Source organism: Shewanella sp. SM21 (assembly GCF_025654335.1).
GTDB classification, from domain to species: domain Bacteria; phylum Pseudomonadota; class Gammaproteobacteria; order Enterobacterales; family Shewanellaceae; genus Shewanella; species Shewanella oncorhynchi.
The window spans coordinates 227,852-240,543 of the sequence record NZ_JAKKRL010000008.1; the positions used below are offsets into that span (position 1 = coordinate 227,852).

The window sequence follows — 12,692 nt, forward strand, 5'->3', positions numbered from 1 at the left end:
ACCCAAGGCTTAAGGTTGAGCGTATTCAAGCCTTAAGTCATCCACAATACAAGCCAGAGGAAAGCTTATGTACCAGATTGCGATTGTGATATTTGATGAATTTACCGATATCGATTTCTTCTTAATGCGCGATATTCTCGGCCGTACAAAAACCGATTGGACAGTAAAAGTACTCGGGACCAAACCTAGCCACATATCAAGCTTGGGGATGACGGTTGCAACCGATGGTCATGTGGCCGAAGTCGCTGATGCCGACGTGGTATTATTCAGCAGTGGTTACAAAGGCGTACCTGCGGCACTTGCTGATACTGAGTTTATGTCCGCCCTTAAATTAGATCCCACACGACAATTGCTTGGCAGTATCTGCGCTGGGTCATTCTTCTTTGCCAAATTAGGGCTACTCGACAATCTTTCAGCAACGACTCACCCCGATGCAAAACCTGCCCTAGTTGCCATGGGCGTCGATGTAGAAGACTGCGCCCTCGTGATTAATGGCAATATTGCCACTGCGGGTGGCTGCCTTTCCTCACTCTATTTAACCGGTTGGGTTGCGGAGCGTTTATTCGACAGTGCGAAACGCCGCGAAATTCACAGGCAGCTTATTCCTGCCGGGCAAACAGATATTTTTGAAGCATTAATCCAATCCTCCATCTCCGCGGCCATTCGTTAAAAGTGATGTAGATACTCTCGATGAATGAAAAGGATCCCATGATAAAACTTAAAAATCTTCTCGAGGCTATAAAAGCCGAGCATCAAATAACCACCCCGAATGAGCTTGTGGCTTTGCTATCGCAAAATGAATTACTCATTCAGCAAATCCAAACTGCTGATGCGCAGCATTGGGTGCATTTTGCTAAGAATACCTTCGATGGTTGGTATTGCATTCGAACACCTATGCTCAGTACCTTTCATGTTTATTACCAAGAACGTGGACAAAACTGTTGGGGAGAAGATGTTTTTACCGAGCAAAGTGAAGCCATAGCAGCGGTTATTTTTATGTCTGGTATTTGGGATCAAGTCCCCTAGCACTAAGCAAGTAAAAGCCTGCTCACTCATCCTATATCTTCACCTTCACGAATGGCGATATGTAACGAATCATTACGCGACTTTCAATATCGAAATCATCCTGTTAGGGTGAGTGCTTAGATTGACTCATAATAACAGACACATTTTTAGCGCTCTGTTTATCTCTCTCATTGTCCAAAGGAGCGGTATCTATGGACTGGCTTATTATTGCACTCGCAGGCTTTTTAGGCGGCATGCTCAATGCAGTTGCCGGTGGTGGCAGTTTTATTACCCTTTTAGCGTTAGTGTTTGTCGGGGTTCCACCGATTGCGGCGAATGCCACGGGGACAGCCGCGCTGCTGCCCGGTTATATCGCCAGCGCATGGCGTTTTAGAAAGGATATCGAATATCCGGCGAGTCTTAGCCTTAAGAATCTGATCTTAATTGCTTTAATTGGCGGCAGTATTGGCGCGGGTATTTTGCTGACCACCAGCGAGCAAGTCTTCGCAAAGCTGATCCCTTGGCTGATTCTACTGGCCACCGCGGCCTTTATTGTTGGCCCTTGGTTGCTCAAACGAAGAATCGCTGAGCAAGGCGAAAACACCTCTACGCCAATGTTAAGTCCGATAACGGCACTGATAATGCTGTCGGCTGTGTGTATCTATGGCGGTTATTTTAATGGTGGCTTAGGCATCATACTACTCGCAAGTTTTGGCCTGATGGGGCAAACCAATCTACATGGGATGAACGGACTTAAAAATCTGATTTCAGCCCTGCTCACCGCCATCGCCGTTGTGGTTTATGCCGCGGGCAATGTGATCGATGGGCAATATCTGTTGCTGCTTGCCGTTATGGCGATTGTCGGTGGTTATGTGGGGGCGGCGCTGGCCTACCGTATTTCACAGCCCTTGCTACGCGGCTTTATTGTGATCGTCGGTTTAGCGATGGCCTTAGGCTTTTTCATGCGCTAGTTTTTCATGCGTTAGTTTTCATACGTTAGACTTTTGATTTGTGAAGCTTAAGCTCATAACAGCTGGACAGGCGAGTTTTCGATACAAGGTCTCACCGATAAATTGCCCTTATGTGACTGACTTGTTACTCTGATCCATCCTATAGGAGAACAGTGTGATTAAGGATAGCGATGAAACTGATGACCTTGAAGCTGAGTACCTTGAGACTGAGTAAATTAATGCCAAAGACCTTGAAGCTCAGCACCTTAAATCTTGCCCTGTGTCTTATTGCATGCTCACCGGCTATTTACACCGAAACCGCTAGCGCAGCGACCATTAGCGTCAAAACGGAAACGGGTAATATTCAGGTAAAAACCATAGCCCAAGGGTTAGAAAATGTCTGGGGCATGGCATTTTTACCCGACGGCAGCATGCTCGTGACTGAACGCGCTGGCAGAATGCGCATTGTCAGCACCGCAGGCAAAGTGGGTGAACCCTTAACGGGTTTACCGCCTATGTATGCCAAAGGTCAAGGTGGTTTACTTGATGTCGTGCTTGCGCCAGATTTTGCTAGCAGCAAAAAAATCTATTTCAGTTATTCAGAACCCGCTGAAGGTGATGCAAGCGAGCTCAATAGCACAGCGGTCAGTTTTGCCACTCTCAATGGTAACAAGCTTGAAAATCTCACCCGCGTTTTTAGTCAGCACCCCAAAATCAACAGCGGTCACCATTTTGGATCTCGTTTAGTGTGGGCGCCTGACGGCACACTGTTTATCACACTCGGCGATCGCTATAGTGAAAAAGATAGCGCACAAACATTGGACAATCATTTAGGCAAAGTGGTGCGTATTCATGCCGATGGCTCAGTGCCTAAGGATAACCCCTTCGTCAATACGGCTGGCGCCTTACCCGAGATCTGGTCTATTGGTCACCGCAATATGCAGGGCGCGGCGATCAATCCCATCAGCAAAGTATTGTGGACGGGCGAACATGGGCCCCAAGGCGGCGATGAACTCAATATCGACCAAGCGGCTAAAAACTATGGCTGGCCAGTGATTACCTATGGTGAGAATTATGGTGGCGGCAACATCGGCGAAGGCACCCATAAGGTGGGAATGGATCAACCCGTCTACAAATGGGTTCCCTCGATTGCCACGGCGGGCTTTATGTTTTACACAGGTGATAAATTTCCACAGTGGCGAAATAATCTGTTACTCGCCAGCCTAAAGGGAAAAACACTGGTGCGTTTAGTACTTGATGGCGACAAGATTATTAAAGAAGAGCGGCTACTGAAAACTGAATTAGGGCAAAGATTGCGCTCAGTCGTGCAAGGGCCAGATGGACTGATTTATCTCGTAACCGATGAAGCTAAATCAAAAATTTACCAGTTATCGCCGCAGTAATCTTAATCGCTGCACTTTTATCACAGTGCTTTAACTAAACCATGTTAACCACAGCAATAAACTCAATCGATAGAGAATTTAAGCCTTAAAACGACAAAGAGTGTTCATCTGGAACACTCTTTGTCGTTGGCGTGGCACTTATTAATTCATGCCTTTATTCGTTCACCACACACATGCCCTGCTCGGTTTGTACATAGGGAGCTAAAATAGGCATCATGCCCTTCATCACCTGCAATGGCAGCGCCGAAGTAAAACTAAAATCATCGGATTTACTGCCTGGCACGAAGGCGGTCAAAGTACCGAAGTATTTGTCACCTAGATAAAACACGAAGGTCGCAGTGCGGTTCATCGCCGTAGTCGCCACTTTTTTACCTTGCTGCATCTGAGTCACAATACGGTTATCACCGGTGCCGGTTTTCCCGCCTATGGCTAACATGCCACCTTTTTCATCGGTAAAAATGCCCTTTAAACGACGTGCGGTGCCGTTTTGCACTACGTTCGCCAGCGCTGCTTTTAAGGCTTGTGCTACTTCATGGCGCATTACCCGCTCACCTTGGGTGTTCTGATTCTGCAATCTCACTTCATAGGGCGTATCTGCGGCGAAATGCAGCTGATTGATACGCACTGTGGGCAAACGATAGCCGTCGTTTTGAATAATGCCCATCAGCTCGGCTAAGGCTGCGGGTCGGTCACCCGAGCTACCCAGTGCTGAGCCTAAGGATGGCACCATAGAATCAAAGGGATAACCTAAACGCGCCCAACGTTGATGTATGTCAAGGAAGGCTTCAACTTCAAGCATCACTTGCACTCGTACGTCACGGGCGTTTTTATGCCGCGTCCTAAACAACCAACGGTAAACCTCTTGACGTTGTGCTTCACTCGCCTGCTTAACATCGTTCAAGTTGGCATCAGGATTATGATTAAGATAATCCAGCACCCACAATTCCAAGGGATGCACCCGTGCGATATAGCCTTGATCTGGCAAATTATATTTATCCGGACCGTACTTGTTGTATAAGCTCTTAATACGACCATCGGTATAGCTTACCTGTGGCAATCTTTGCTTCAAGAAAGCCTTAAATGCCGCCATAGGTTCATCGGGCAGTAAATAGCGATACGCCGCCGTCAACTGCTGCTCCGACTGGGACAAACCGTCAAAAAACATGTCGAAACGCTCATTCGCAGCCACTTTTTTGTACTTACGATAAAACTTCGTAACGAAGGTATTACCTTCTCTATCAGCAAATACCCGCAGATATTCGTCACGGCGCGGATCTTTATCATTACGCAGCAACTGGGCCATATTGCCCTCGTTTTGCATACTACTGCTGTAATTCACAATATCGCGCATAAGGCGCACAAACGGCAAGTTAACCGAATCCTGCAGGGCTTGGTAAAGTGTTGGCGTTTTTAAATCTTCTGTTTTTTTAAAGTTATTAAACACATGCAACCCACCACCGGTAAAAAATTGTTCACTGGTTGAGGCCGAATATTCTCGCTGTAACGCCGCATCTAACATGCGGTCTAAACGTCTGTCGGGATTCAAAATCAAGTAATCAATCGCCCAACGGGTTAAATGATCCCTAGGTTCGATAATGATGGATTCCAATTCAATCCCATGTTTCTTGGAATACTTGTCGTGGATCTCGGCAATGATTTCTAAGTAGGTCGCCATCACCCGCAATTTAGCGGTTGAGCCCAATTCCAACTTACTGCCCTCGTTAATATCAAAAGGCTGATCGGTGCTATCCGTCTGCACTCTAACTCGGTTGGCGGTCTCAGTGCGCTCATAAAGCGTAAAGCTATACAGTACGTTTTGCAGTTGACTTGGGTCGAGTAACCGTTCGCCAAGCAGACCCACTTTCTCCGCGGTAGGCACTTGCGCCAGACTGCGTAAGTAGTGACTGACTTTCTGCTGTAAGTCACTGTGTAAGCTACTATTGACCGTCAAATCGAGCCTGTCTAAATCATACAGCCCCACATTTAACATGCCTGCGGTGCGAATGCGAACTGTGTTCACGCCCTTATCTGCGCCAGATTGGGTATTACGCTGCGGCTTGGCGACCTTAAACTGCAATTTCTGCGCGAGTGCAGCATCACGTAGACCACGATCAATCAAATAATACTGGCCGAGTAAACGGATATGGCTATCGACTAAGTTTTCAAGATCTTCATGACCTTGTAATAGATAGTAGGACGGACGACGTTGGGCGATCATCAAGGCAACTACTTGCCGGAATACTTGTCCGCGCTTGGTGGCATTACCTTTGATCTGCGGCGATGCTAACAGCTTATTTGCAGTATCGAAATCGGTACCAAACCACGCCCACAATCCATCACCAATACCATGAACTTCACCATGATTTGGCGCCGAAGATAATGGCACGGTATTCAGATAATCTTGAACGATGCGCTTACGAGCAGGTTCAGTGTTTTCACCTTGTTGGTACACGCGCACACTGGCCGAGCCAATTTGCAGTAACTTATCCTTAATGCTCAAGGTTAAACCTTGGGAAGAATGGCGGAATTTCTCAATCTGAGTCGCGAGTGTACTGCCACCCGCGGTAGAGACATTCATACCAACCATTTCAGCAATTTGACTCATACCTGCCACCACAAAACGTGGCCAGTCGATCACAGGATTGAGTTTCTCTTCCGTCGTCCATAACTCGCGGTTTTCAATAAACAGTAAAGTATTAACGATTTCATTGGGGATCTTATCGTCGTCCTGATAAACCCGTTTAGGATAGGCAAATTCGTATAAATCAGTATTGCGGCAATCGAGCAGCGTCAACCCAGATTGAGCCTTTTCATGGTAAGGCGGAAAAAATCCAAGTTGAGCGTATTCCTGCAACGCTGGCGAAAACGCCACTTGTTGAGTAACCTGAAAATTCCGTTGCAATAACCTATCAATATATTGAGGTAACTTACTGTAGCCATGGCGCTCATCAAAAGGACCATAACTAGGATAAATAACCGCTTGGCTCGGTGAGCTTTCTAATTCATAGGTGAGCGTCTTAGCATATTGATTGATGAATTTTGCTTGGTAAAACGAAGTTTTAACCTCAAGTCCAATCAGCAATGCAGCGCAGCAAATCAGAATGAAAAATAAGAACCAGACCCTGCCCTTTGATCTGGCTTTACGCGGCGGCTTAACCTTAGCTTTAGGCTCAGGTTGTGGTGGACGAGGACGATAATTTTCGAACTTCATCTCTGATGTGGAATTAGGCAAAACAGCTCCAAAAAAACACTAAAATATTCATCTTTCATGCAACTCAGCAAATCCGTTGCCACTCAGTAAAGCAAGATATCAAACTCATCTAGCCATTATCCGGCTCTATTAATTAGTCTTAGTACCCATTATGTTCCACACTTTATCAAACCTAACTTCACTGTAAAGAAGGGTGCCTGTGACCCACAACCGCCACTAATCAATACTAATGTTAAGCTGATAGTACATTTTGCCAAATATTAATTTGTTGATATCAAGGTATTTTCAGCGATTAAGGCAACAGACAGTATGACTTAAAAACAAAACGAGCTAATTTAAGTCGCATAAAAAGAATGAGTCGCTCAATAATCACACGTGATTAACGAAGCCTCATCCCACATATTCATGCGCATCCCAGATAAATTCACGAAAATGCTTGCGACAGACAGACTCGTAACTTTCATTACCGCCAATCGCCACTTGCTCACCCTCGCGCATCACCTTGCCTTCACCATCAAGACGCACCACCATGTTAGCCTTACGGCCACAATGACAAATAGTCTTCAACTCAACTAATTTATCGGCCCAAGCTAATAAATAATGACTGCCGCTAAAAAGTTCGCCTTGAAAGTCCGTTCTTAGGCCATAACAGAGTACAGGAATATCAATATTATCGACCACATGCGTCAGTTGCTTAACCTGTTCTTTACTCAAAAACTGACACTCATCCACCAGCACACAACTTAATGGCGTAGCTTGATGCACATCGCTAATCATTTGAGTTAAATCATCTTGGCTACTAAATACCTGTGCTTCGGTTTCAATGCCAATACGCGAGGCCACTTTACCTTTGCCATACCTGTCATCTATGGAAGCTGTCATGACCAAAGTATTCATACCGCGTTCACGGTAGTTATAGGATGACTGTAATAGGGAAGTGGATTTACCCGCGTTCATAGACGAATAATAAAAATACAATTGAGCCAAGACTTATACCCTTTAAAAACGTTAGCGCTTACGCGTCTGCTACCAGAGCCAAATTGAGCGCTAGTCTAACATTGCGCTTCACATCAGAACACTAGCAGCCGCTAAGCTTTTATCATGAAATTCTGCAATGACACCAACTTATCAATCATTTTAATCCCCAATCGCCTCCTGAAATATTTCTAGTCCACTTCATTTAATACTCTTCCCTGCAAAAAACATAAAAAACGTCCCGATGCCGTTCAATTGTTAATGAAAGCTTAACTGAAACTTAAATGTTGTTTCATAAGGAAAAATTAGTAAAAGTTAAATTTAAAAAGTGCGATCTACCTCCAAAGTAATAGGTATAAATGGGCTTGCGCTCAAAAAATAAACATAGCGTTAACAGTAATATTTCATTCGAGACAAAACGTGCTCAATTAAAAAAAGAAAAGTATTCGATAGCTTGCAAATTGAGACCAACGGTCAAAGCACTAATCTACCCTGCAAACTTTAGTGCTCCACTCCGTCCTTTATTCGCATATTGGATCAAATGGAGATTATGATGAGAATTTTCACCTCTAGAAAACTGGCATATTTAGTTGCCTTAGCACTAACTGGCGCCCTTGTTGGCTGTGGCGATGATGGTAAAGATGGTGTAGATGGAGCACCAGGAACGCCCGGTATCCCTGGAACACCTGGTGAACCAGGAACACCCGGTGAGCCTGGAACACCGCCCCCAGTCACCAGTTCTACTATGACTAACGTCAAAGTGATCAACTATAGCTTTGGCGAAGGCAGTATCACTTACGAATTTGAAATTACAGATGAAAACAATAACCTAATCAACGGACTGTTAAATGCTCAAGCCAAAGTGGCTGCACTAACAGATAAAGGCTTCATCACTAACCGCACCGAAGCTGATAAAAATGGTGTTGCAGATAATGTCCATATTGGCGGTGAAGCAACTCAAGCAACCGTCGGCGCTGAATTGACCGCTTTAGCTGATGGTCATTACCAATTTAAAGTACCAATGAAAGGGGTTAATCCAAGTACTGAAGGTATCGTTTGGTTACGTGTCGGTGGTAATAATGGTATTGCGACCTCTAAACCTCTGGTCGTTAACAAACCTGAAGGCACCCATTCAACCACAACTGATAGTTGTTACTCTTGCCATATCGACTATTCAACAAGCCCTCGTCGTCATGCAAGCTATGTCGCTACCGGCATGGACAGCGAAGTCACTTTCGTGGAAGGCTGTTTAGTGTGTCACGGCTCAGTCAGCCGCGCAGTTGTCAATGCTGAAGGTTTCTCTACGGGTGGCTATGCGACAAACACCCTATCTAAAATTGGTCATATCAATCACCAAGATTTTACTAAAGACTTTTCAGTACAAAACTGTACATCTTGTCACGTTGAAGCACCTAAAAACATCAACGTAGCTGGACCAGGTTGTATTGATTGCCATGACAGTGGTGGCGTACCAGGGGCTATTATCCCAAGTAATGGTGCGGATCTGCGCATTATGCACGAAAGCAAAGCGGGTATAACCGAACGCCAAGCGATTCGCGCTAAGTATAAATTGAGTCTATCAACACCTGTTAAAGTAGATGATATTTCTACCAAGACAGACCACTATGCGCCGACAGGTGCTGCGGCTGCAGTAACCGCCCCAGGCTGGTGTACAACGCTGACAGTGAAAGACACCGATGGTAACGTCTTTAGCATTAAAGACAACTTTAACTATTCTAGCCCGCTAGTATATGACGCTAAGAAACCCGTAGTTTATGCGGGCGCTTATTTACATTCCTATGAAAATGGCAGCTTAGTGGGTCGCCCAGGTAACCGTACTAACTACTACTATGGTTACAACACTGACGGCACTAAAAATATCTGTCATTTACTGACAGATATCAGCGCAGTGAATGCTAACTATGTTTATTCTGCCCGCGTGACATTCAGTACCGCTGGTTGGATGGAATATGATGGTAAGCAACGCTACCAAAGTAATGGCAACCTAAGAGCGACAGGTTATGATGGTTCTATGGGCATATCCTTTACGGCTTACTCAGATGTCGTTAACCCTGTCACCACTCAAAAGGTCTCTGGCTTCGAACGTCGTGAGATAGCGAGTACTAACAGCTGTACTACTTGTCACAACGATGCCACTGCGTTCCACAAAAATGGTGCCTTCGATGAAGGTGGTAAAGCTTGTATCGCCTGCCATGACAACGGCATGGAACGTACTTCAGCAGCCTTAGGCGCAGGTTTTGGTCCTATGGTGCACAGCTGGCACTGGGGTAATGGCGCTAAAGTCGGTGAAGTTAAAGCTGATGGAACTCAAGCGCAAACCGCTAACGGTGCAGGCGCGATTGAAGCCTCTACTAGCTGCGTTGCCTGTCATGAAAAAGCGATTGATTTAAGCAAAGTGCCAAATCAATACATCGCTGAACCAGGTAGCAAAATGACAAGTCCAGTCACCGCTAACTGTTATGCCTGCCACACTAGCGATTCAGCTAAGGCGCATATGGCAAGCAACGGTGGTGAAATCAGCATACCAAAGGTTGCTGACTGGTTTAAACAACCGACCTCTGAATCCTGTGCAGTATGTCATGACACAGGTAGAAGTTCTGGTATTGATAAATACCACAAGTTTACTCGCTAATTAATCATCTCATCATCGCGTGATTAAGAAGTAAGTAAAAAGCGGTACCTATTTTCCCTGCAAGGAAATAGCCAAAGGAGTCTCGCTAATGTGAGGCTCCTTTTTTACTTAGACATTCCCGATAACAAGCCATTTTCAGTCCTATTTAAGTTACTAACGTTACAGTCCTAAAAAAACAACAATTCAAAGGAAGTCACTCAATTATGCGTAAAAGTTTTATTGCCATCGCCATCGGCGCCACTCTCACCGCCGGATTCATGGCAGGTTGCAGCAGCACAGAAACTAAAGCACCTAACGTTATCTCGGTACCAACCCAAAACCCGCTGTTCCAAGCCAGTAACCTGCAATATCAAGCACCCGATTTTAGCCTCATAAAGAATGAGCACTTCTCGCCAGCCTTAGAGCAAGGCATGGCAGAGCAGTATCAAGAAATTCTCGCAATAGCCAATAATCCGGCAGCAGCAACCTTCGATAATACGATTGTGGCTATGGAGAAAAGCGGCGCCCTACTCAACCGTGCATCAAGCGTGTTTTATAATTTAGCAGGGTCGAATAGCAATCCAGAACTGCGTAAAATCCAAGGGGAAATGGCGCCAAAAATGGCGGCCCACTCAGATAATATCAACTTAAACCCAGCGCTATTTTCCCGTATCGAAGCCATCTATAACGACCGCACCAACTTAGGATTAACCCCAGAAGCAGTACGTTTGGTTGAGGTATATCACCAACGCTTTATCATGGCTGGGGCTAAACTTACCGATGAACAAAAAGTTAAAATCCGCGCGTTAAATGAAGAACAATCAACACTAACGAATGAGTTCTCTCAGCGTTTATTACGCTTAACCAAAGAAATCGCCGTTGTGGTGGATTCAAAAAGTGAACTTGCTGGGTTAACCGACGGTGAAATCACTTCAGCCGCGAACGATGCCAAAGCGGCCGGTCACGATGGCAAGTATCTGATTAACATCACCAACACCACTCGCCAACCTGTGTTGGCATCACTGGAAAACCGTGAGCTACGCCAGCGTATTTGGGAAGTCTCAGCGAACCGTGGCTTAACTGGTGAAAACGAAACTGCGTCACTCGTATCTCGTTTAGCGAAACTCAGAGCCGAGCGCGCAACACTATTAGGCTATGAAAACTGGGCAAGTTATCGATTAGCACCGCAAATGGCCAAAACACCCGAAGCGGTTTACAGCATGTTTGGCTCAATGGTGCCTGCGGTAGTTGCTAACACAGAGAAAGAAGCGGCCGACATTCAAGCGATGATCACTAAAACCGGTGGGAAATTTGAACTGGCACCGTGGGACTGGGAGTTTTACGCAGAAAAAGTTCGCCAAGAAAAATACGCCCTCGATGCCAATAGCATTCGCCCATACTTCGAGTTTAATCGTGTGCTCGAAGACGGCGTATTCTACACACTCAAAGAACTCTATGGCGTCACCTTAAAACCACGCCCAGATTTACCGGTTTACCATCCCGATGTGAAAGCCTACGAAATGTTTGATGCCGATGGCTCAAGCATGGCCATTTTCTACGCCGACTATTTTGCCCGTGAAGGTAAACGTGGTGGCGCTTGGATGAGTTCGTTCGTCGGTCAATCCTTCCTCGAAGGCACTAAACCTGTGGTCGTCAACGTGATGAACATAAAGAAAGCGCCCGAAGGTCAACCCACCTTCGTCAGCTATAACGAAGTCACTACTATGTTCCATGAAATGGGTCACGGCACCCACGGCATGTTCTCTAAAGTGACTTATCCAAGTCTGGCGGGCACCTCGGTTTCACGCGACTTTGTCGAATTTCCATCGACGTTTGAAGAAGATTGGGCCGCCCATCCAAAAGTGTTAGCGAACTACGCGAAACACTATGAAACAGGCAAACCCATTCCCGATGAACTGCTGCAAAAACTGCTGAAATCTGGCAGCTTCAACCAAGGCTTTGACACTCTGGAATACATGGCCGCTGCATTAGTAGACATGGAATGGCATTCATTAAGCCCAGATACCCCGCTGCAAGATGTACCAACATTTGAAGCCAATGCTTTGAAAAAGCACGGCTTAAACATCAGTGCCGTACCTCCGCGTTATAAGTCGACCTATTTTGCCCACGCCTTCCCCGGCGGTTACTCGGCAAGTTATTACGCTTATATGTGGAGTGAGATTTTAGCGGCGGATGCGTTTGCCTATGTACAAACCCAAGGCGGGCTCAATCGTGAAATCGGCATGAAGTACCGCAAAACGATCCGTGAAGTGGGTAATAGCATAGCGCCAATGGACGCCTACAAAAACTTCCGCGGACAAGAGCCAACCACAGAAGGCTTACTTAAACGCCGCGGTCTAGATCAAGCACGCTAAGCTAAGAGTTGATAGCCTTAATGCGATAAGCTAGAGATAAAAACAAACTCAGCCTTAACCAAAAAAATCAGCCAGCATAATGCTGGCTGATTTATTTTGACTTATTTGTCGTGAACGTTTGCAGTGAAAGGTTTCAATTAA

The 12,692-nt window shown here is 45.7% G+C and carries 8 protein-coding genes; 6 read left to right on the forward strand and 2 right to left on the reverse strand.

Annotation, left to right across the window (positions count from 1 at the left end):
- Positions 1 to 67 precede the first annotated feature (67 nt).
- From L5L94_RS12950 to L5L94_RS12965, 4 genes are all read left to right on the forward strand, one after another.
- Entirely contained in the window at positions 68 to 670 is a 603-nt protein-coding gene (locus L5L94_RS12950) for a DJ-1/PfpI family protein (protein ID WP_113940987.1), read from the forward strand.
- Positions 671 to 708: 38 nt separating this feature from the next.
- Positions 709 to 1,026, forward strand: a complete 318-nt coding sequence (locus tag L5L94_RS12955) for a cytoplasmic protein (RefSeq protein WP_263163490.1) — start codon at positions 709 to 711, stop codon at positions 1,024 to 1,026.
- A gap of 191 nt (positions 1,027 to 1,217) precedes the next feature.
- Positions 1,218 to 1,976 carry a sulfite exporter TauE/SafE family protein gene (locus L5L94_RS12960; protein ID WP_105252043.1) on the forward strand — a complete coding sequence of 253 codons (759 nt, stop codon included), beginning with the start codon at positions 1,218 to 1,220 and terminating at the stop codon, positions 1,974 to 1,976.
- A 170-nt stretch (positions 1,977 to 2,146) separates the two neighbouring features.
- Entirely contained in the window at positions 2,147 to 3,358 is a 1,212-nt protein-coding gene (locus L5L94_RS12965; RefSeq protein WP_263163493.1) for a PQQ-dependent sugar dehydrogenase, read from the forward strand.
- Positions 3,359 to 3,512: 154 nt separating this feature from the next.
- Here L5L94_RS12965 and L5L94_RS12970 read toward each other — a convergent pair whose 3' ends face one another.
- Positions 3,513 to 6,590 carry a transglycosylase domain-containing protein gene (locus L5L94_RS12970; protein WP_105252041.1) on the reverse strand — a complete coding sequence of 1,026 codons (3,078 nt, stop codon included), beginning with the start codon at positions 6,588 to 6,590 and terminating at the stop codon, positions 3,513 to 3,515.
- Between the two features lie 369 nt (positions 6,591 to 6,959).
- On the reverse strand, positions 6,960 to 7,556 hold the full coding sequence (locus L5L94_RS12975; RefSeq protein ID WP_263163494.1) for a thymidine kinase: 597 nt from the start codon (positions 7,554 to 7,556) through the stop codon (positions 6,960 to 6,962).
- Positions 7,557 to 8,097: 541 nt separating this feature from the next.
- Between L5L94_RS12975 and L5L94_RS12980 the strand changes: the two genes are divergently transcribed.
- Together L5L94_RS12980 and L5L94_RS12985 are read left to right on the forward strand one after the other, a co-directional pair.
- Complete coding sequence (locus L5L94_RS12980; protein WP_105252040.1) at positions 8,098 to 10,197, forward strand: multiheme c-type cytochrome; 2,100 nt, start codon at positions 8,098 to 8,100, stop codon at positions 10,195 to 10,197.
- A 203-nt stretch (positions 10,198 to 10,400) separates the two neighbouring features.
- Positions 10,401 to 12,551 carry a M3 family metallopeptidase gene (locus L5L94_RS12985; RefSeq protein ID WP_263163497.1) on the forward strand — a complete coding sequence of 717 codons (2,151 nt, stop codon included), beginning with the start codon at positions 10,401 to 10,403 and terminating at the stop codon, positions 12,549 to 12,551.
- Positions 12,552 to 12,692: the final 141 nt, after the last annotated feature.